Annotated in this window: 26 protein-coding genes; 15 read left to right on the top strand and 11 right to left on the bottom strand. The window is 60.1% G+C overall.

The window, feature by feature from the left end; all coding sequences use genetic code 11:
• Nucleotides 1-139: 139 nt before the first annotated feature.
• Together MHY87_RS03720 and MHY87_RS03715 are read right to left on the bottom strand one after the other, a co-directional pair.
• Nucleotides 140-1,831, bottom strand: coding sequence for a methyl-accepting chemotaxis protein (locus tag MHY87_RS03720; protein WP_239349476.1), 1,692 nt, complete (start codon nt 1,829-1,831; stop codon nt 140-142).
• 261 nt (nt 1,832-2,092) lie between these two features.
• Nucleotides 2,093-2,260: a hypothetical protein gene (locus MHY87_RS03715; RefSeq protein WP_239349474.1), complete on the bottom strand. Its 168-nt coding sequence runs from the start codon at nt 2,258-2,260 to the stop codon at nt 2,093-2,095.
• A gap of 144 nt (nt 2,261-2,404) precedes the next feature.
• On the opposite strand from MHY87_RS03715, the gene MHY87_RS03710 reads away from it, so the two are divergent.
• Nucleotides 2,405-2,671: a GlsB/YeaQ/YmgE family stress response membrane protein gene (locus MHY87_RS03710; protein ID WP_239349472.1), complete on the top strand. Its 267-nt coding sequence runs from the start codon at nt 2,405-2,407 to the stop codon at nt 2,669-2,671.
• A 70-nt stretch (nt 2,672-2,741) separates the two neighbouring features.
• On the opposite strand, the gene MHY87_RS03705 is transcribed toward MHY87_RS03710, so the two are convergent.
• A complete protein-coding gene (locus MHY87_RS03705; RefSeq protein WP_370644822.1) occupies nt 2,742-2,984 on the bottom strand; it encodes a hypothetical protein in 243 nt (80 codons plus the stop codon).
• A gap of 127 nt (nt 2,985-3,111) precedes the next feature.
• Between MHY87_RS03705 and MHY87_RS03700 the strand changes: the two genes are divergently transcribed.
• Entirely contained in the window at nt 3,112-3,606 is a 495-nt protein-coding gene (locus MHY87_RS03700) for a ferritin-like domain-containing protein (RefSeq protein WP_239349470.1), read from the top strand.
• Between the two features lie 75 nt (nt 3,607-3,681).
• Here the strand turns inward: MHY87_RS03700 and MHY87_RS03695 are convergent, their stop codons facing one another.
• From MHY87_RS03695 to MHY87_RS03685, 3 genes are all read right to left on the bottom strand, one after another.
• Nucleotides 3,682-3,930: a hypothetical protein gene (locus MHY87_RS03695; protein ID WP_239349468.1), complete on the bottom strand. Its 249-nt coding sequence runs from the start codon at nt 3,928-3,930 to the stop codon at nt 3,682-3,684.
• Complete coding sequence (locus MHY87_RS03690; protein WP_239349466.1) at nt 3,917-4,558, bottom strand: acyl-homoserine-lactone synthase; 642 nt, start codon at nt 4,556-4,558, stop codon at nt 3,917-3,919. The genes MHY87_RS03695 and MHY87_RS03690 overlap by 14 nt, the downstream gene beginning before the upstream one ends.
• 80 nt (nt 4,559-4,638) lie before the next feature.
• Complete coding sequence (locus MHY87_RS03685) at nt 4,639-5,376, bottom strand: LuxR family transcriptional regulator (protein ID WP_370644821.1); 738 nt, start codon at nt 5,374-5,376, stop codon at nt 4,639-4,641.
• Nucleotides 5,377-5,484: 108 nt separating this feature from the next.
• On the opposite strand from MHY87_RS03685, the gene MHY87_RS03680 reads away from it, so the two are divergent.
• The 9 genes from MHY87_RS03680 (at nt 5,485) to MHY87_RS03640 (ending at nt 10,913) form a co-directional block, all read left to right on the top strand.
• Complete coding sequence (locus MHY87_RS03680; RefSeq protein WP_239349462.1) at nt 5,485-5,871, top strand: helix-turn-helix domain-containing protein; 387 nt, start codon at nt 5,485-5,487, stop codon at nt 5,869-5,871.
• A 107-nt stretch (nt 5,872-5,978) separates the two neighbouring features.
• On the top strand, nt 5,979-6,506 hold the full coding sequence (locus MHY87_RS03675) for a hypothetical protein (protein WP_239349460.1): 528 nt from the start codon (nt 5,979-5,981) through the stop codon (nt 6,504-6,506).
• A 12-nt stretch (nt 6,507-6,518) separates the two neighbouring features.
• Entirely contained in the window at nt 6,519-6,908 is a 390-nt protein-coding gene (locus MHY87_RS03670; RefSeq protein WP_239349458.1) for a phage holin family protein, read from the top strand.
• Nucleotides 6,905-7,333 (top strand): DUF3618 domain-containing protein, encoded by a 429-nt coding sequence (locus tag MHY87_RS03665; protein ID WP_239349456.1) that lies wholly within the window; start codon nt 6,905-6,907, stop codon nt 7,331-7,333. The genes MHY87_RS03670 and MHY87_RS03665 overlap by 4 nt, the downstream gene beginning before the upstream one ends.
• A gap of 24 nt (nt 7,334-7,357) precedes the next feature.
• Nucleotides 7,358-8,086, top strand: coding sequence for a hypothetical protein (locus MHY87_RS03660; RefSeq protein WP_239349454.1), 729 nt, complete (start codon nt 7,358-7,360; stop codon nt 8,084-8,086).
• 385 nt (nt 8,087-8,471) lie between these two features.
• Entirely contained in the window at nt 8,472-8,825 is a 354-nt protein-coding gene (locus tag MHY87_RS03655) for a response regulator (protein ID WP_239349452.1), read from the top strand.
• Between the two features lie 115 nt (nt 8,826-8,940).
• Nucleotides 8,941-9,891, top strand: coding sequence for a UV damage endonuclease UvsE (locus tag MHY87_RS03650; protein WP_239349450.1), 951 nt, complete (start codon nt 8,941-8,943; stop codon nt 9,889-9,891).
• Between the two features lie 82 nt (nt 9,892-9,973).
• A complete protein-coding gene (locus tag MHY87_RS03645) occupies nt 9,974-10,423 on the top strand; it encodes a response regulator (RefSeq protein WP_239349448.1) in 450 nt (149 codons plus the stop codon).
• Nucleotides 10,424-10,610: 187 nt separating this feature from the next.
• A complete protein-coding gene (locus tag MHY87_RS03640) occupies nt 10,611-10,913 on the top strand; it encodes an SWIB/MDM2 domain-containing protein (RefSeq protein ID WP_239349446.1) in 303 nt (100 codons plus the stop codon).
• Between the two features lie 19 nt (nt 10,914-10,932).
• Here MHY87_RS03640 and MHY87_RS03635 read toward each other — a convergent pair whose 3' ends face one another.
• Complete coding sequence (locus MHY87_RS03635; protein WP_239349444.1) at nt 10,933-11,532, bottom strand: hypothetical protein; 600 nt, start codon at nt 11,530-11,532, stop codon at nt 10,933-10,935.
• A 117-nt stretch (nt 11,533-11,649) separates the two neighbouring features.
• Between MHY87_RS03635 and MHY87_RS03630 the strand changes: the two genes are divergently transcribed.
• Entirely contained in the window at nt 11,650-12,513 is an 864-nt protein-coding gene (locus MHY87_RS03630) for a D-amino-acid transaminase (protein ID WP_239349442.1), read from the top strand.
• A gap of 53 nt (nt 12,514-12,566) precedes the next feature.
• Nucleotides 12,567-12,908, top strand: a complete 342-nt coding sequence (locus MHY87_RS03625) for a hypothetical protein (protein WP_239349440.1) — start codon at nt 12,567-12,569, stop codon at nt 12,906-12,908.
• Between the two features lie 10 nt (nt 12,909-12,918).
• On the opposite strand, the gene MHY87_RS03620 is transcribed toward MHY87_RS03625, so the two are convergent.
• Nucleotides 12,919-13,938, bottom strand: coding sequence for a hypothetical protein (locus MHY87_RS03620; RefSeq protein ID WP_239349438.1), 1,020 nt, complete (start codon nt 13,936-13,938; stop codon nt 12,919-12,921).
• A gap of 185 nt (nt 13,939-14,123) precedes the next feature.
• Here MHY87_RS03620 and MHY87_RS03615 point away from each other — a divergent pair, with 185 nt between their 5' ends.
• Nucleotides 14,124-14,273: a hypothetical protein gene (locus tag MHY87_RS03615; RefSeq protein WP_239349436.1), complete on the top strand. Its 150-nt coding sequence runs from the start codon at nt 14,124-14,126 to the stop codon at nt 14,271-14,273.
• A 473-nt stretch (nt 14,274-14,746) separates the two neighbouring features.
• Here MHY87_RS03615 and MHY87_RS03610 read toward each other — a convergent pair whose 3' ends face one another.
• Together MHY87_RS03610 and MHY87_RS03605 are read right to left on the bottom strand one after the other, a co-directional pair.
• On the bottom strand, nt 14,747-15,349 hold the full coding sequence (locus tag MHY87_RS03610) for a DUF1134 domain-containing protein (RefSeq protein ID WP_239349434.1): 603 nt from the start codon (nt 15,347-15,349) through the stop codon (nt 14,747-14,749).
• 145 nt (nt 15,350-15,494) lie between these two features.
• Nucleotides 15,495-16,403 (bottom strand): 3'(2'),5'-bisphosphate nucleotidase CysQ, encoded by a 909-nt coding sequence (locus MHY87_RS03605; RefSeq protein ID WP_370644820.1) that lies wholly within the window; start codon nt 16,401-16,403, stop codon nt 15,495-15,497.
• 90 nt (nt 16,404-16,493) lie between these two features.
• Here MHY87_RS03605 and chpT point away from each other — a divergent pair, with 90 nt between their 5' ends.
• Nucleotides 16,494-17,135 (top strand): histidine phosphotransferase ChpT, encoded by a 642-nt coding sequence (gene chpT, locus MHY87_RS03600; RefSeq protein WP_239349432.1) that lies wholly within the window; start codon nt 16,494-16,496, stop codon nt 17,133-17,135.
• Here the strand turns inward: chpT and MHY87_RS03595 are convergent.
• Nucleotides 17,116-18,015, bottom strand: coding sequence for a LysR substrate-binding domain-containing protein (locus MHY87_RS03595; protein WP_239349430.1), 900 nt, complete (start codon nt 18,013-18,015; stop codon nt 17,116-17,118). The two genes, chpT and MHY87_RS03595, sit on opposite strands and share 20 nt — an antisense overlap.
• Nucleotides 18,016-18,075: the final 60 nt, after the last annotated feature.

The raw sequence follows: 18,075 nt of genomic DNA, 5'->3' as shown, positions 1-18,075 counted from the left end.
CATGCGCAGCGCATGTAAGTTAAAGGGATTGGCTTGTGCGGGACTTGTCGTTTGCGCTTCAGACAAGAGAAAAGGCGAGGCGCGGTGGTGCGCTCTCGCCTTTGGTCGTGACAGCTCCAGAGGGAGCGTAACAGCAAGTCTACGCAGCTCTGACGCTGGTCAGGAAGAAGTCGACTTCCTTGCCCAGAGTGCTGGAGTGCCGCGTAAGCTCCTGGGCGGCACCGAGCACCTGCGTGGCCGCAGAGCCGGTCTCGCCAGCGCCTTTTTGCACATCCACGATGTTGCCGGTAACGGCTTCCGTGCCGCGTGCCGCCTCCTGCACGTTGCGGGCGATCTCCGCCGTCGCGGCGCCTTGCTCTTCCATCGCTGCCGCGATCGAAGTCGAGATCTGCGACATCTCCGTGATGGTGCGCGCGATGTCCTGGATGGCTGTGACCGTCTCCTGCGTCGCCTGCTGCACCGAGGCGATCTGAGCTCCAATCTCCTCGGTCGCTTTTGCGGTCTGCGAAGCCAGTTCCTTCACTTCGGTCGCGACCACGGCAAAGCCCTTGCCTGCCTCACCCGCGCGTGCCGCCTCGATGGTGGCGTTCAGCGCCAGCAGATTGGTCTGGCCCGCAATGCTGCTGATCAGCTGCACCACGTTGCCGATGCGTTCGGCAGTGGCCGCCAGGGCCTGCACCGTGGTGTTTGTCCGCTGGGTATCCTGCACGGCGCGCTCCGCAACCTGCGAGGATTGTCCGACCTGGGTAGCGATTTCGCGGATCGAGATCGACAGCTCTTCGGTTGCAGCGGCGACCGTCTGGACGTTGGCCGATGTCTGTTGAGCTGCCGAGGAGACATTCACCGTCTGCTGGGTGGTCTGGTCTGCCACATGGGTCATGGACTGAGCGGTTGACTCCATCTGAGTAGCCGCGGAGGAGAGCCCCTGCGTGAGAGACGACACCTTCGTCTCGAAGCTACGGGTCAGCTCGTCGAGCATTTGCGCACGGCGCATCTTGGTCTCGTTCTCGGCCTCCTGCTCGGCCGCGATCCGGCGTGCCTCAATGGCGTTGTCCTTGAAGGTTTGCAGGGCGCGAGCCAGTTGTCCCACTTCGTCTTTGCGTTCGGCTCCGACAATGCTGATCGAAAGCTCGCCGTCGGCCAGGCGCGTCATGGCAGTTGTCATCCCGGAGAGCGGCTTCGTGACACCGAAGATGACGATGAGGCCGGTCAGGGCGAGAGCGGCCAGGATGCCCACGCAAGCTGCGGAAATCAGAATCCAGGAGACTCTCTCCGCCAACTTGTCTGCATCGTCGGCGGCGCGCGCCAGCGCTTCCTTGCTTATTTCTACGCGCTTGGCCAGGGCATTGCGCAGTTCGATACGCGCCGTACGGCCTTCGCCATTTGTGATCGCAGTCGCTTCTTCGGTCCGGCCTGCCTGATTGAGATCGGCGCTTTTCTCCAGGATGCCGAAATAATGAACAATCTGCGACTTCAACTGGCTGTCGGATTCCTTGCGTTCTGGAGTGCTAGCAAGACGGATCAGCTCGTCGATCTCCTTGAGAGAGAGATCGCGGTACTGATTGAATGTTTTCCGGGCCGACGCCATCATCTCGGCGTCGGTATAGATGACCATGTTCTTCTCTTGCACGGTCGTTTCGTTAACCGCGGCGTTGATCTGCAGGACGAGAGCCTGTCTGGCCACCTCCTGTTCGACCAGTTCCTGCGTATCCTGCGCCATTTCTTCAAGACCGGATTTGGCAAGAACGATCAGCCCTATGGTGACCACAACGAAAATAGTGATCGGAATCGCCAGCTTGGCGAGGAGTTTCAAATTGTTGAAAGCGCGCATGATCTTCGTGACCCTTTGTGCACGATAGGAGATGCACACCGCCGGATGCGCAAAAGCTAAAGTGTGAAAGGAATTTGACGGATCTGGCTTGTGTGAAGCTGTCAGCACGAACAGAAAAGTGCGCGGGCTTTAATTGAATAGGCTAATTTTCTCTATATTCCTAGATATCAATCCGCAGAAAAGGCCAAGATTTCCGTCGAAGGCCAACGCAGGGATAATGCTCCGGCATTGCCTTCATCCTCTCAGGGCCATTGAATGGATTCAATGCTCTTCGGTTGCCGGAGTGATCCCGAGATCGCTGAGCTTGGCCCGGACATCCGTGATCGGGCGCTTGAGCTTGAGGCTGATCACGGAGGCGGGCATTCCCTCTTTTGCCAGCTCTTTCAGCCGTTGAACGGCCTCATAGGTCCAGGGTGATACATTGTTCATGGGCGTCACCTCCGATTGATGGACCAAGGGTCACCTCGAACTGCGGCGAGATCATGAAAAATGCGCTCTTCAACCCGAGGCTGGCGGCAACCTTAGCTTGGGATGCGCGTTCCTTGAGGAGGCAACGCACTCAGGGACCATATCATGAGCATCATCTGGACCATCATCATCGGCTTCGTGGCTGGGCTTATCGCCAAATGGGTCATGCCTGGCCGGAACGAGCCTTCCGGGTTCATCCTGACCACGATCCTCGGTATCGTCGGCGCCGTCGTCGCAACCTATCTCGGGCGCGCCGTTGGTTGGTATGGCCCCGATGATGGGGCAAACTTCATCGGAGCCATCGTGGGAGCGGTCATTGTGCTCTTCATCTATGGCATGATCGCCGGTCGCCGTTCCACCACGACTTATTGATTGGCGGATCGATAAAACGGGCCGCACCGATGAGTGCGACCCGTTTCTCCTGATCGGAGTTGGACGTCGTTCATTCGTCGTCGCTGCCGCCTGTCATAGCTGCCTTGATCGGGCAATTTCCGACATAACCCCTCCACGCCAAATACGAGCCGCCTGCAAGAGCAAGCACGCTCAGCAGTGGATTAGGACGCGGCTTGGCCGCCGCCGCGGCAAGGCCAAGGCCCGCGATCATGTAGGCTCCGCGCTCCATTGTGCTCAGATGGGGCTCTCCGTTCGTCAGGGATCCGGCTCCTGCCGAGATGATGTTCGCCAAGTTCATTCTCCTTCAATAACGGGGCGAACGCGACGCGGATTGACGTTGTTCCATGAGTCTGCGGATGGCGAGGAACCGAACACCTTGGCCGTCGTTGAGTCGGCACTTTCCACTACGGAGACAATCGATGGCGAACACGGAAAAGACCTTGAACGACCTGTTCCTTCATACGCTGAAGGACATCTATTACGCCGAAAAGCAGATCCTGAAGGCGCTGCCGAAAATGGCGAAGAATGCTGAATCCGAGGAGTTGAAGGAGGCCTTCGAAACCCATCGCCAGGAGACCGAGGGCCAGATCGAGCGCCTCGAGCAGGTCTTCCAAATCCTAGGCAAGGCCGCCCGCGGCGTACAATGCGAGGCCATCAACGGCATCATCGACGAAGGCAAGGAACTCATGGAGGACTTTGCCGAGAGCGAAGCGCTCGACGCAGGAATTCTGGCGTCCGCCCAGGCTGTCGAGCACTACGAGATCACGCGCTACGGCTCTCTCAAGACCTGGGCGCAGGAGCTCGGCATGAACGACGCCGCCAAGCTCCTCGATCAGAACCTGCAGGAAGAGAAGAAAACCGATCTTCTGCTGACGAAGCTTGCCGAAGCGCGCGTCAACACCAAGGCTGCCTGACGGCTCGATACAAGTATAAAGCCCCGCCCGTAAAGGCGGGGCTTCGTTTGTGCGTGATAGCTTGGAAGCGCCACATCAATTCCGTTGAGAAGGGCAGGGCGCGACGGTGGTATCGAGCGTCAGGCGCAGAAGCCCCGATGGCTGCACCTCAAGCGTCGCCTTCATGGTGTCCGGTTGCTCCACCAGATGCAGAAACGCCACCAATCGCAGACGTGCGACAGAAGGTAGAAGATCGAGAAGTTGGCTCAGGTTATTGCTGATGCCCTGGGACATCTCCTCATGAATGAAAGAGGCGAGGGGAGGTCGTTCTTCAGGCAGCGACATGGGGCACCTGCTGAGCGTGCGGAGAGGAGAGCCCCTCCCGGATGAGGGATGCGCCGCGCAATCCGGCGAGCTTTCGCACATACTCAAGGCTTGCCTGTGAGATTTCGATGGCAGCGGCGATGCAGGGCTGTCCCTCGATCATCTGAGGCAAGCCGAGGGGACGTACCTTGAAACCAGCCTGCTGCCATCGCGGCAGCCACCACATTTCGACAACCGCCGTGACCTCGGAGATCCCTTCCTCAAGGCAGAATTCCTGCATGGCGGCGAGAAGCCGACAATCGGTGCGGCCCGTGCGCCGCTCCTTCACCACGAAGTAGCGTGTCCACTCGAAGATGTCCGCAGCCTGCGGAATGCCGCGAGGGGCCAGGCCAGAAAACACTTCGCTGATCATGTGCGGCATCAAGGTCGGATAAAGCCGCTGTCCGCCGACCACGCGGCCTGCATCGATGGCGAGAAGATAGATGGCATGCTCGTTATCGTAAGCATCGACCTCCAACCCATCCGATTGCCTCAGGTCATTCCAGCCTCGTTCCTCCACGAAGATCTGGTGTCGAAGACGATGAAACTGCTGCAGGCTTTCTTCGTATAAGGCTCTGTTTTCTTGTGTCACGACATGGATGCAGGTCATGGCTGTCCCCCCTTATTTTCTGGGGACATTTCACTCGAACCATCCGTGAATGATATTGTAGAAAATTACAGGTAAGGCGCTCAGACCCGGATGAGCTTGTACTGCATGGCGCGGGCGACGGCCTGGGTTTTGTTGGTGGCATCCAGCTTCTGGCAGGCGCTCACGATATGCGCCGTCACCGTCCTCTCGGTGATGCCGAGAATTTCGCCCGTAACGGCGGCTGATTTCCCGGCTGCGGCCCACATCAGGGTTTCCCGTTCGCGCGGGGTCAGCAGATCTGCCCCGCGATGAGGCAGGGGCTTGAGGATTTGGCGGGCTCTCTCGAACGCGTACATGGCCATGAGGTGCAAGGCCGGCTTCGTCCGGGAGGACAGGTCGAGATCGACGCCGCTCATGGAAAAACAGGCCTCGTACCCGTTGATGCCATGAATGGGCAGGCAAAACCCATCCTTCATCCTGAAATCGGTGGCCCGATCCATGACCTCCGCCGAGCGCGGTTCCTTTTCCCGGTCGAAGGGCGCTTCGGACCATTCGAAAGGTTGAACCGTATTCCGGCAAAGGCGAATGACCGGGTCGACACGAACAAAGTCCTCTTTCACATAGATTTCGAACCATCCTAGGGGCCATTTCTTGAGAAGAACGACTTGATCAAAGCGTTCTCTCAAGCCTGGTAAGCCTGTGATGATGAAGTTTTCAAACCCGAATAGAGTAAAAGATCTAGCCATCTCGTCGATGACGTCATCAACTCCAGGGAGCCTGTCCAATCTCCCGATGAACTCGAAAGCTTCCGTTGCGTAATCAAAGCTCTGTCGAGACACCTGCGCCCCCGGAAATTTCTATCAACAGGTGTATATCATACTTTTGCTACCCAAGGTTTTGAAAGGGGTATATTCGTCCAAGCCTGACGGTAGTGGAAGGAGAGGCGGTTGCAGCAGAAGTCACCCAGCCCCATCGATAGGCATATCGGTACCCGGGTGCGGTCCAGGCGGATGATGCTTGGAATGAGCCAGGAGAGGCTGGCGGAGGCTCTGGGCCTGACCTTCCAGCAGGTTCAGAAATACGAAAAGGGCATCAATAGGGTCGGAGCGAGCCGCCTCCTCCAGATCGCCGGTGTTCTGGATGTCGGCATCGAGTTCTTCTTCGAAGGGGCGCCTGGGCTGCCGGCAGGAGGCTCTTCCAGCGACAGCATGATGTCCGAGTTCCTGACGAGTCCGGAGAGCGACCGTCTCGTTCGCAGCTTTTTGCGCCTGAAAGACGATGAGGCCCGCAAAAAGGTCGCCGATCTGGTCGATTGGTTGGCATCCGGCCGCTGACACGAGGTTTCCGACGGCCTTTGCCGTTCTCGGCGAAAGAGCCCTGCGCCCTGCGGAACCTGCCGCGCTTCTAATGGTTACTCCCCCACGATTAAGAGAGGTTGACCATGGGCGTGGGACAGCAGAACGGCAATAGACACCATGAGACAGGCAGCGAAGATTGGGACACCCTGAAAGGCGATGTCGGCGACATGGCCGGGGCAGCCGTCGAGCGCGGCCGTTATTTTATCGATTCAGCGCGCGAGCAGGCGACCGATTATGCTGGCCGCCGCAAGGATGACGTCGCGCAATCTGTCGCGGATTTCGCGACCTCTTTGCGCGAATCCACGCATTCCTTCGACGAGCGTCCGAACATTCGCGCCGTCGTGGACAGCGCAGCAGATGGCCTGGAGCAATTGGCGGATACGATCCGCGACAAGACTTTCGCAGACATCTTCAACGATTTCGAAGAGGTTGTCCGCCGTCGCCCGGCAACCGCGGCAGCGGTCTCGGTCGCGGTCGGTTTCCTGGCGGCGCGCTTCCTCAAGAGCACGGCCGAGGATCTGCGGCAGGACCGCATGACGCCGAGCGTCTCGCAGCCCAGCCGCAACCGGCAGCAGCAGGCGCAGCGTTCGCGTGCCCGAGCCGGGGCATGACGGAGAGTGGTCATGCAGGGCAATAATCAAACCATTCAGGGCCTCGTCGGTGAGGCCCTGCGCGAGTCTACGGATCTTGCACAGAAAGAGTTCACCCTCTTTCGCACGGAGATCTCTCAGAACATCCGCACCCTTTTCATAGGCCTTGCCATGGTGGTGGTTGCGGCAATCTTCGCAATCGCTGCCGTCATGCTTCTGACGGAATCGCTTGTTGAGTGGCTGGCGACGGTCGTGAATTCCGAGGCGCAGGCGGCTCTGATCGTCGGCGGCCTGATGGCGCTCATCGCAATCGGCCTCGGCCTTTATGGGCGTCACGCCATGTCGGCTTCGACGCTGACGCCGCAAAGAACCATGCGTTCGCTCAAGCGCGATGCGGAAGTTCTCTCCGAGAGAGGTGCATGATGACGCAGAGCCTTCAGGATCTGGAGAAGGACATCGAGCAGAGCCGCGCGCAGCTCGATCGCACCATCGACCAACTCCAGAACAAGATGACCGTCTCAGGGGTCGTCGACGACATGCTGGGAACCGCTCGGACGAGCGAATACGGTCCGCTCTATGACCGGGTTCTCGAAACCGTGCGCCGCAATCCCGTTCCTGTGATGCTGATCGCAGCCGGTCTCGGGCTTCTCGCCTACCGGCTGGGGCGTCCGGCGCGCCGGCGCCCGACTCGGCTCATCGCAGCGGACGAGGATTTCATCACCGAAGAGGATCTCGATCAGGTTCTCATGGGCGAGCCGGGCGACATGCGCCTCTATGAGCCAGGGGCAGCGCCGCTGGAGCAGACCGACGGCATGTTCGATCGCCGCAGAATGAACTCCCGCATTTGATTTTTTAAAGAACAGGAGCTTTTCATGGCCAATACGAAGAACGAAGGCGGCAAGTCGCCGAATGACAAGCAGAACGAGACCGGCTCCGGCAAGGTTTCCGCTGGCACGTCCGTGGGCAATATCGGTGAGCCGCCCATGCCGCATGCGCATGATGACAAGAAGGCTGCACAGAGTTCGACGCTTGCCTCTCATACCTCCCATCCTCTTGGCGGCAACCAGGGTGGCGACAGGTCCAAAGGCGGCTCTTCGTCCGATACGTTGCAGGATCAAGCGGGCTCGATGGCGGAGAAGGCTCAGCAGATGGCAGGCGATATGCGCCATCGCGCCGAGGATGCTTATGAAGATGCCTCCGAATGGGCGCGCGACACCTACGAGCGCGCATCCGAATGGGCGTCGGACGCCTATGAGGGACAGCGCCGCCGTGTCCGTCACGCCGGTGGCCGTTCAGCCAAGGCATTCGGCAATGTCCGTGGCGGCATGCAGAACTACGTCTCCGAGAATCCGATGGTCGTCGGCCTTGTCGGTCTTGCCGCAGGCTTGCTCCTTGGCGCCCTCCTGCCGCGGACGCGCCACGAGAACGAGTTCTTTGGTGAATGGGCCGATGAGGTCCGCAACCAGGGAATGCGTTATGCGCGAGACGCGGCGAGCCGTGGCCGTGAATACGTAGAGGAAGCCTTCAGCGGCGATGAGGCGCAGTTCAGCCGTCATGAAAGCGAGTTCGGCTCTGACCGCCGCGACGCAAACCGTCACTGAGCAGTCCTTACAGTCGATAAAAAACGCCGGCTCAATGCCGGCGTTTTTTATTGCGCGCTTCTGATAAGCCGCGCCAGAAATGGCAACGGCCACGGCGAAATCATGCGCGTACATCCGGCGTCATGATATCGGCAACGTGACCGTATCTGGCCGCGCCAGGGCGCTACCAGGTTGATGCTGAGATGGGTTGCCCCTTTCCGCATTTCAAGAGCTTGAGGGTAGCAAAGTTTAACCATGCGGCCTTGAAACCCGTGGAGTTGCAGGCAAAGGCTGGAACCTCGCATCCATGAAGCCGTTGCTCATGAAGGTTCGGGATAGGGTTGCGTTTCAGCTGTATAAATTTGGCTTTAAGAAGCGGTCCGATTGAAGCGAGCGGAGCTTTAGTGTGCGTATTCTGATTTTGGAAGATGATCCATTTATTGCCTCCGACCTCCAGACCATCCTGGAAGACGAGGGTCACGAGATCGTCGGCGTTTTCAATTCGATTGATGAAACCTACGACCACATCGAGGATGAGTTCGACTATGCACTCCTCGATATCGACGTGGTCGGCGGCAAGAGCTTCGGTGTCGCCAACGCGCTGACCGAGCGGCGCATTCCCTTTGCCTTCGTGTCGGCCTCGCATCCAGGCGATCTGCCGCATTCGTTGCGGGAGGCGGCTTTCATCCCAAAACCTTTCGAGGAACGAGCCATCCTGCGGTCGATTGACGCGATGTCTTCCCGCTCGTATTCATGCTGAGATGCTGACGCTGGAGGGCGCGCGCATCTCGAATATGCCGGATCAACGACATCAACGACTTGGCTTCTGCTGCAAATTCCTGCCTGAAGACGGAAGTTCTGAAACCTCGCGACAGATGAACACGAGCACGGTGACGATGGCTTATCTCAGCCGTCTGAATCCGCAGGCTGCTTACGATAAGCTGTTCTCCGTCGTGGCCCATAATCTCGAGGCCGCCACACGTCAGATCGGGCACGTGGCAAGTCGCCCGAAACTGGAGCGGCTGCACCGTCTCTCCAGCGATCTTTTGCCCGGCTATACGCATTCCAGCTGTCTGGAATTCTACCGCGATCGTGATCTGCGTCATCTCATCGAAAGCAGGCTGGCCGCTGCGGGTGAGCTTGCGCGTGAGCATGGAGTGCGTCTCAGCATGCATCCGGGACAGTTCTGCGTGATCGCATCCGCCAACGCATCAGCGGCCGAGAACGGAATTGCTGAGTTCGAGTATCATGCGGATGTGATGCGCATGATGGGATATGACGGCGGCTGGCATCCGCATGGCGCTCACATCAACATCCACGGTGGTGCGAAGGCGGTGGGCATCGATGGCATCCGGCAAGGTCTTGAGCGCTTGTCCGAAACTGCGCGCAACCTGATCACCATCGAGAACGACGAGGTGAGCTATGGCCTCGACGATCTGTTACCGCTGGCGGACGCGGTGCCGCTCGTTCTCGATCTGCATCATCATTGGATCAAGAGTGAAGGCGAGTATGTGGAGCCCGACGATTCCAGGATCGCGACGATCATTGCCTCCTGGCGGGACGTGCGGCCCTTGAGCCATATCAGTGTGTCCAGGGAGGATCTGCTGGCGGAGCACGACACCGGCGTGCTTCCCGACTTCGCGGCTCTTGTGAAGGCGGGGGTGAAGCCGAAGGACCTGCGCGGCCACTCGAACCTGATGTGGAACCTCCCCCTCAACGATCTCGTGGCGCGCCATCTGGCGTGGACGGATTTCGAGGTCGAGGCGAAACACAAGAACATCGCGTCCGAGGGTCTGGCCCGGCATGTGGAACGCTTCAGGGCCTGATCACCAACTGGTATGATTGAGGTATGGAACCAATCGCCAGCTTGAGCGTTCATGAGCAATTGTGCCTTTCTCCGAGTGCCTGATGCCTGAGCCGCAATCCACAGTTCTTCTGGTCGAGGACGAGCCTCTGATCCGCCTTTTCGTGGCGGAACTTCTCGAAGATTCCGGTTTCAAGGTGGTCGAGGCCGCTAATGCCACGGAAGCTCTCGTCCTGATGAAGGCGGGCCTCGACGTGAATGTTCTGCTCACCGACGTGGATATGCCCAACGGCTGCAACGGGTTCGAACTCGCTCATGCGGTTCATGAATCCTGGCCGGGGGCCGAAATTCTGATCATGTCGGGTCGGCAATGGCCGGCAGAGGGGGATTTGCCTCAGGGGGCGGCCTTCCTGGCCAAGCCTTGCCCGAACGAGGCAATCGTGTCCCATGTTCAATCGGCGGCGGAGCGGTCCAGAAGGCATCCCCGCTCCGGAAAAGGCATGCTTCTTCCCCAGGAAACGGCAAAAATCCTTCCTTTTCCGAAAACAGCCTAAATTCCTGAAGTCTATCTTGCTGTAGGCACGGAGCAGACATAAGCTCTGCCCGAATTGGCTTTCCATCGGGGACTGGGGTTTCAACCGGTCTCCGGATTATCCGACCAAGGAAAGGTCAATGAGCTTGCGGCACGATTAAGTAACATTGCTGCTGCCGAGCTTTCCCACTCTACTCCCGGAGGAATACATGCCGACCAAGACGACAGACGGAAAAGCCGGAGCGAAGAAGGCTGCTGCCGCTGGTTCCAAGCCCAATGCTCTTCAGAAGCCCCTGCAGCCGTCCAAGGAGCTGGCGGCCATCGTTGGCTCGAACCCGCTGCCGCGCGGCGAGGTGGTCAGCAAGATGTGGGAATACATCAAGAAGAACAACCTTCAGAACCCTGAGAACAAGCGCGAGATCATCGCCGACGACAAGCTGCAGCCGATCTTCGGCAAGCCGAAGGTGACCATGTTCGAGATGAACAAGCACCTTGCTCAGCACCTGAAATAAGACTCAGGTCTGTTTTGATTCAGGAATCCTGCCGCCACTGGACGAGCGGCAGGATTTCCGGCTTCTGGCCCGGCGCTCGCCTCCACGGATCGACCGCCCATTCCGTCCCGCTCTCGTCGACGATCACGGCGGAAAAATGCGGGTATCGTCCATCCAGAAAAAATCCACGTGATTCCGGCGGCTCGACCTGATGATGGGCGAGCAGGCCCTGTCCCTGAAGCACGAGCAGCAGGCTCGTCGTGTTCGCGGTTTCATCCAGGCAATCCATCTGGCCATGCACGCCTGACATTCCGGCGGGCGAGCCGGGGACGTCGCGCTTGCCGCCGATCGAGGCGGCCAGATAGGCCGTGTAGATGCTCACGACCTGCGAAAGGGCCTGCCTTTCCGCCTCCGCGGAGGCGCGGCCCCCTTTCAGGATGGCGCGAGCGCGGCCGAGCCAGCCGCCATCCACAGAAACCACCTGACGCCGCGAACAGCCATAACCATGGCAGGCGATGATCCGTGTTCCCTCGGGGCCAACGAAACCCTGACTCTTGAACCAGCTCAACGCCGCCTGCGAAGCGGAAGCGGAGGAGGGGAGAGAGAAGATCGCAACGACCACTGAAATGAAGAGTGGCATCGCTTTCATCATGGAGGTACCTATGGCCATGCTGACGGGATGCTTGAGCATTTAGGTCAGCCTGCCGCGTGGGCCATCCACTGCGCAGCTTCGTGACGCATATCATTCGAGGTATCCATGTCCCGCATCGTGTTCCTGAACGGCTCGTTCCTTCCTATTGAAGAGGCCAAGGTCCCCTTCATGGATCGAGGGTTTCTGTTCGGAGACGGTGTTTACGAGGGCATCGCCGTGCTCGACGGAAATCTCGTCGACAACGATGCGCATCTCGAGCGCCTCGAACGCTCGCTCGGTGAGGTGCGGATTCCCAATCCCTATTCGCGCGCGGAATGGACGCGCCTCGAAGAAGAGCTCGCGCGCCGCAACGGTATGACGGAAGGCTTCATCTATTTTCAGGTGACGCGCGGTGTGGCGGAACGCGATTTCATGTTCCCGGAAAACGCCGCTCCCACGGTCGCCATGTTCACGCAGGCCAAGGCCATCGTGAACGCGCCCGCGGCGGAGACGGGAATTGCCGTCGTCACCGTGCCGGATCAGCGCTGGAGCCGCCGCGACATCAAGTCGATCAACCTGCTGGCGCAGGTGCTCGCCAAGCAGGCGGCCAAGGAAGCCGGTGCGCAGGAAGCGTGGATGGTGCAGGACGGTTACGTGACGGAGGGCGGTTCTTCGAGCGGCTTCATCGTCACGAAGGAGGGACGCATCGTCGTGCGGCCGCTGTCGAATGCCATTCTGCCGGGCATCACGCGCAAGTCGCTTCTCGCTTTGTCGAAAGATGTCGGGATCGAACTCGAAGAGCGGATGTTCACCGTGGAGGAAGCATATGATGCCGCCGAGGCTTTCATGACGAGTGCATCCACCTTCGTGCTCCCCATCGTGACCATCGACGGACGCTCCATCTGCGATGGAAAACCGGGACCGGTCACGAAGAAGCTGCGCGAGATCTATATTCGGATGGCGTCCTCGCCGCGCATGGCTGCCGAGTAAGCGAAGCGGAACTGCCTTCGGGATCGCTCGTTGCCTTTCGAAAGGAGCGATCCATGAAGCGAATTCTGGTTCTGTCCCTCGCCATGGCAGGTGGGATCACCGCCGCCATGGCGCAAAATCCCGGCGTCCTGAACCAGCAGGCGCCGAACATGCCTCCATTGCAGCAGATGCCGCCTGAAAAGGTCGACCCGCAGGGGAATATCCCATCGCAGGATCCCCCATCGACCGGCTCTACGCTGAGCGACAAGCTGGAGAAATCAGACGGAGTTATCCGTCCGCCGGCAACGGCCACGCCTGACATGACAGTTCCGGCTCCCGTGCCCGATCCCAACACGACGCCGGTCATCCCGCCGCCGGGCAGCCCGGGTGGCAATCCCCAGGTCGAACCGAAGTAAGCCGTGGGTCTCAGGAGATAGCGGGGTCGGACAGGTTCTGCTTTCCCGTTGTCTTATTGCGCCGCTTGTTGTTGCGGCCGCTGCCATTGCCATTGCCGTTGCGCGGTGATGCGCTGCCATTCGCCTTCATCACCTTCGCGGCGACCTCGGAGATCTGGCGGCGCAACTCTTCGTCACTTGCCTTGGAGCTTTCCTGCAAGGTGAGGCGGCTTCGCGCTTCGTCGCGCTCGGCTTCGATCTCGCCGATACGCTGCTCCAGAATCCGGCTGCGCTCTTGCGCTGCGGCCAGCTCCTTCGCAAGGTCGGAGAGGCGCGCGCGCTCGTTCGACAATTCGGTGTGCCGCTCGTTGACTGCACGCTCGAAATCGTTGCCGCGTGCAGTCTGTGTCATCAGGCGAGTTTCGAGGTCCGAAATCGCGATGCGCTTGGCATCGATGTCACTGAGAGACGCCGTCAGGCGCTGATCGATGTCGGCGAATTCCGTTTCCAACCGCGCGAGCTTTTCCTGCGTGTGAAGCAGTTCCGTCTTGAACTTGGAACGGTCATTTTGTGTGACGTCCAGTTCCATGCGCGTGTTGGACAATTCGTTCAGCGTGGCGCGATGGGCATTCTCAAGAGCAGCCAGGGTCTCGCGTGCACTGGAGAGGTAGGTTCTGGTCTGGCCGAATTCATCCTCGACGGCTGCCAGTTTCGTCTGCGTTTCAGCAAGGGACGTTTCGAGCTGCGCGACGATTTTGTCGCGTTCGGTGAGAGTGCTTTCGAGCGCCTCGATCCGCACCGCACGGCGGCCCAACTCCTCCATGCTCTCATGCTTGGCGGCGAGAGCTTCCTCTGCCTTGCGCTCGATCTTGCGCTGCAGAACTGCGAACTCGGCGCGCAAGTGATCCTTCTCCGCCGTCAATTCGGAGATGGACATGGGAAACAGCGCCTCGGCCCTGCGGCGAGCCAAGCGCTCCGCGCGAGCATTGACGGCGGGAATGATAAGGAGCGCGACGAGGGTTGCAGCGACAAACCCCAGTGCGAAAATCATGATGGTTTCAACCACGCGGACGCCAACTCCATGGACCCGGCAGGAAGCCGGGATGAGACCGGATCGGTTATGCGCAGGCACTCTGCATCGTACCTGCGCAGCTTTCCAGACCAATCAGTCCTGGAAGCCCCGTTCTAGGGCAGCTTTATGCCGTTTCCACCGGCCGCGCGGAGAGAGGCGTCCTCATGTGCACATTTATCGGTTATCCCGGGGCTGCGGAGCAGAACCCGGAATCGCGTGACGAGAAGGGCGCAGATCCCCTCTCCCGGGCGGGAGAGGTATACCCGCGTCTTATCCTGCTCGCGATCCCGGATCGGCTGCGCCGTCCGGGATGACGCCCTCCGCCGTCATCACCGGCCTTGTGCCGGTGATCCCCGTCTTTTGCTGCAGCGGCTCTTCAGACGTGGATGGCCGGGACAAGCCCGGCCATGACGATGCGGGTTAATGTTCTTCTTTTGTTCTTGACTTTGGTCCTAACCTTGGCTATAAATGTTTCATCTTGGCTCAGAGAGGGGCGCGCTCGCGAGGCGTCGTGATTGTCGGAGCCGGGAGCGGTCCTGTGTCAGGCCTCGCAAGCCTGGCGGCGGGAGGCCCATCGTTGAAAGACACGGTGTCCGCCTAAAAGAACCGTGCGCGAGGAGCCGTCGGGTTCTTCACACACTCACACAAGCGAGCCAGACGCCTCCTCGCGCCTCCCTCGATCCCAAAACCTCGGAGCCATCAGCTCGCGAGGCCATTCCCGTTTGCTCTTTGACACGCGAAGAAGCCGAGAGAAGGCGGACCGGCAGCGTGATTTGTGCGGGGGATCCTAGAAAGGATTCCAGGTCGGCTCGGGCGTGAACTTCAGATAGCCCATATTGACGCCGAGACGCGCGCCGACGCCGGTGCGGATCGGAACCACGACCATCTGGTCGGCCGCCAGCGCCGTCATGCCGAAGCCACCGATGAAATAGGCCGAGCCGTCGATACCCACGAAGCGCTTATAGAGGGCATCGGTGAAGGGCATGTTGTAGACCAGCATCATGGTCCGGGAGCCTTCGCCGCCGAAATCGAAGCCTACGGACGGCCCCTGCCAGAAGATCTTGCGCTCGCCCGCGTTGCGGGTGAACAGCTTGCCCTCGCCATAGCGCAGGCCGCCGATGATGGCGCCGGAGGCTTCCTGGCCGAGGATATAGCCGTTGGGCTCACCCCAGCGGCGCACGGCCTCCTGAAGCGTGAGGGCAAGGCCACGGGAGGCCGAGCCGAAGAACTGATGGCCGGAATCGACGAGCTCGTTGGAATTGAAGGATTCGGGATTGCCCGGATTGTTCGCATAGGCCGGCTGATAGGTTTGCGCCCAGCCTTGAGAGGGGAGGGCGCCGGCAAGGGCGGCGAGGGCAACCGCGGCAACAAAGGAAATTCGGGAGCGCATGGGCTATCTCCTCGTATGAGACAGGGGACGATCCGGCTCTTTCAGCACGGATGGCTTCTATCGAACCCCGATTTTACGAGCATCAACCCTAACAATCTCTGTACGGACGGTGCTTTGGTGCCGCAGGGGTAGGGCGGTTGCGATCTCAGGCCGCAGCCGCCGGCAGGTCGAGCTTGGGCGCAAGCGACGTATCCCCCATGGCGGCGAAGGGGCCGTTGCGATAGCCCCGCACCTCGTGGCCATAGGTGAGCGGAACGCCGCCGGGGCCGACGACGCTGCCGCCCGCGCAACAGAGCACATGGTCTCCCGCCGCCGTGTCCCATTCCATGGTCGCCCCGCAGCGCACATAGATATCGGCCTCGCCCGAGGCGATCAGGCAGAATTTCAGGGCCGAGGAGGTCATGCGCCTCGTGCCGATGGACAGCACCGAGAGGCAGGCCTCCGTCGCGAAGTCCCCATGGCGGCGGCTGACGAGGGCGACGAGGCCGTCCTCGGGGGCACTGCGAACCTTGATGTCCTGCCAATCGAACGCATCGCTGCCGGGTTCGGGCATCGGGCTCATCCGGGCTCTTGTGCCTGCGATCCAGACCTTGCCCAGGGCTGGGCCCGCAACCGCTGCTGCCAGGGGGCGGTTTCCCTGGATCAGGGCGATGTTGACGCTGTATTCCCCGGTGCCGTGAATGAAGTCGCCCGTGCCGTCGAGAGGGTCTACCAGGAAGAAGAGCTTACCCGCATGAGCCGTGCTCGCCGTTTCCTCGGCCACGACGGGAACTCCGGGCCAGGCTTCGTGCAAGTGGCGGATGATCAGCTCTTCCGCCGCCAGATCGGCCGCCGTGCTCGGGCTTCCATCGTCCTTGATGCGTTTGTCGATCAACGCATTTTCCATGCCCCGCAGAAGATGCGCGGCCTCGGAAGCGATGGACGCAAGCCTGAGGGCGATATCATCAGGATGAGTGTCGGCGAGACGCATCATGGGACTGTGCCTGTTCTCGAAAGACCTGTCGATCACTTTTGCCTGCTTTCCAAAGAACTCGTAGCCGGGTATCCGGTTCACGTTCTCTTTCCTGTTTGGCTGTATTCGTGAAACCCGAAATCCAGGATTTCATGAATCCTACGCTGAACTTACGGTCCCTCCGGAGCCCTTATGGCCACCATCTCTCTTGATTCGCTCGACCTTGCCGCCCTTCTTTGCTCTCGCGTCTGCCACGACGTGATTTCGCCGGTCGGCGCGATCGTCAACGGGCTCGAGGTTCTCGAGGACGACAGCGATGCCTCCATGCGGGAATTCGCTCTCGACCTGATCCAGAAGAGCGCCCGCCAGGCTTCCGCTCGCCTCCAGTTCGCCCGCCTCGCCTTCGGCGCGGCAGGCTCGGCCGGTGCCTCCATCGATCTGGGCGATGCGGAGCAGGTGGCGCGGGGCCTCTTCCTCGACGACAAGATCAGCTTCTCCTGGTCCTCGCCGCGCCTTCTGTTTCCCAAGAACAGAGTCAAGCTGCTCCTCAACCTGATCATGATCGCCATCACCGCCATTCCGCGCGGCGGCGCGATTGCCGTGACGGTGACGGGCGATGCGGATGCTTGCGAGTTCACCATCAAGTCCAAGGGCCTGAACGCCCGCATTCCGGCGCATTCGCAGGAACTGCTCGCGGGCCATTCGGAGACCGGCACGGTCGATGCCCATGGCATCCAGATCTATTACGCCGGCATGGTGGCCCGTGAATCGAACATGAGCATCGCCTTCAGTATCGACGGCGATGAGGTCACGATCAGGTCGGTGACGGCATAAGCGTCCTCGCGGCTTCTTCCGCGAGCCAGGCGCAGAAAGCCTGCGCCTTGCGGTTTCTCCGGGGACGACGCACGGCGACATAACTCATGGTGCTGGGAATGAATCCGAAAGGCGCGACGAGACGTTGCGCCTGAAGATCGTCGATCACGAGTTGTCCTGGCGCAATGCAAACGCCGAGACCCGCTGTCGCTGCCTCCAGCATGTAGTAGAAGTGCTCGTAATCGGCTCCTGGAAGGTTTGACGATCTAAGCCATCCTATTCGCGCTGCCCAATCATCCCATGCATGGCGCCGCGTGCTCGTGTGAAGGAGCGGTGCGCATTCCAAGTCGTGCGGCTGCTTCAGGTTCAATCGGCTCGCAAGTGCGGGTGAGAGAACCGGGCCGACATATTCCGGAAAGAGCGTCGTGAGCGGCGCCTCCGGCGGTATCGGAAAATCCGTCAGGCGGATTGCGATCTCATAGCGCTCGCGCGTGAAATCGATGGGCGCGTACGAAGCCGACAGGCGCACCTCGATGCCGGGGTGCTCATTCTGAAAACGATGAAGGCGTGGAATGAGCCAGCGCATGATGAAGGTGCCGGGGCATGACACATCGAGCGTGCCGTCCTCCTCGTCGGCCACCGCGCGAACGCCAGCCTCCAGATGATCGAGCCCGACAGTCAGATGGGACAGAAGCGTCTGGCCGACCTCCGTCAGACGCAACGCGTTCTTCGGCCCCTCGAAGAGGCGTATGCCCAACGTTTCTTCCAGATGACGCACATGACGGCTGACGGCACTGTGGGTAACCAACAGTTCTTCTGCCGCCAGTGTCATGCGGCCCAGCCGGGCGGCCGCCTCGAAGGCGACAAGAGCATTCAGAGAGGGGAGGCGGCGTCGGCTCATGTGAGAAAAAGGCACAATCTTCGTTCGATGATCTCGATTATCAAACGCCTGGATCGATGA

Origin of the sequence: Microvirga sp. ACRRW (assembly GCF_022346925.1) — a bacterium.
GTDB lineage: Bacteria > Pseudomonadota > Alphaproteobacteria > Rhizobiales > Beijerinckiaceae > Microvirga.
The sequence above is the reverse complement of the archived record's forward strand: the minus strand, read 5'-3'. Positions and strand labels throughout refer to the sequence as shown.

Coding starts and splice junctions, on each gene's coding strand:
- MHY87_RS03720 (WP_239349476.1), bottom strand. CDS start 1,831: ATGCGCGCTTTCAACAATTTGAAACTCCTCGCCAAGCTGGCGATTCCG.
- MHY87_RS03715 (WP_239349474.1), bottom strand. CDS start 2,260: ATGAACAATGTATCACCCTGGACCTATGAGGCCGTTCAACGGCTGAAA.
- MHY87_RS03710 (WP_239349472.1), top strand. CDS start 2,405: ATGAGCATCATCTGGACCATCATCATCGGCTTCGTGGCTGGGCTTATC.
- MHY87_RS03700 (WP_239349470.1), top strand. CDS start 3,112: ATGGCGAACACGGAAAAGACCTTGAACGACCTGTTCCTTCATACGCTG.
- MHY87_RS03695 (WP_239349468.1), bottom strand. CDS start 3,930: ATGTCGCTGCCTGAAGAACGACCTCCCCTCGCCTCTTTCATTCATGAG.
- MHY87_RS03690 (WP_239349466.1), bottom strand. CDS start 4,558: ATGACCTGCATCCATGTCGTGACACAAGAAAACAGAGCCTTATACGAA.
- MHY87_RS03675 (WP_239349460.1), top strand. CDS start 5,979: ATGGGCGTGGGACAGCAGAACGGCAATAGACACCATGAGACAGGCAGC.
- MHY87_RS03670 (WP_239349458.1), top strand. CDS start 6,519: ATGCAGGGCAATAATCAAACCATTCAGGGCCTCGTCGGTGAGGCCCTG.
- MHY87_RS03665 (WP_239349456.1), top strand. CDS start 6,905: ATGATGACGCAGAGCCTTCAGGATCTGGAGAAGGACATCGAGCAGAGC.
- MHY87_RS03660 (WP_239349454.1), top strand. CDS start 7,358: ATGGCCAATACGAAGAACGAAGGCGGCAAGTCGCCGAATGACAAGCAG.
- MHY87_RS03650 (WP_239349450.1), top strand. CDS start 8,941: ATGAACACGAGCACGGTGACGATGGCTTATCTCAGCCGTCTGAATCCG.
- MHY87_RS03645 (WP_239349448.1), top strand. CDS start 9,974: ATGCCTGAGCCGCAATCCACAGTTCTTCTGGTCGAGGACGAGCCTCTG.
- MHY87_RS03640 (WP_239349446.1), top strand. CDS start 10,611: ATGCCGACCAAGACGACAGACGGAAAAGCCGGAGCGAAGAAGGCTGCT.
- MHY87_RS03635 (WP_239349444.1), bottom strand. CDS start 11,532: ATGCCACTCTTCATTTCAGTGGTCGTTGCGATCTTCTCTCTCCCCTCC.
- MHY87_RS03630 (WP_239349442.1), top strand. CDS start 11,650: ATGTCCCGCATCGTGTTCCTGAACGGCTCGTTCCTTCCTATTGAAGAG.
- MHY87_RS03625 (WP_239349440.1), top strand. CDS start 12,567: ATGAAGCGAATTCTGGTTCTGTCCCTCGCCATGGCAGGTGGGATCACC.
- MHY87_RS03620 (WP_239349438.1), bottom strand. CDS start 13,938: ATGATTTTCGCACTGGGGTTTGTCGCTGCAACCCTCGTCGCGCTCCTT.
- MHY87_RS03615 (WP_239349436.1), top strand. CDS start 14,124: ATGTGCACATTTATCGGTTATCCCGGGGCTGCGGAGCAGAACCCGGAA.
- MHY87_RS03610 (WP_239349434.1), bottom strand. CDS start 15,349: ATGCGCTCCCGAATTTCCTTTGTTGCCGCGGTTGCCCTCGCCGCCCTT.
- chpT (WP_239349432.1), top strand. CDS start 16,494: ATGGCCACCATCTCTCTTGATTCGCTCGACCTTGCCGCCCTTCTTTGC.
- MHY87_RS03595 (WP_239349430.1), bottom strand. CDS start 18,015: ATGAGCCGACGCCGCCTCCCCTCTCTGAATGCTCTTGTCGCCTTCGAG.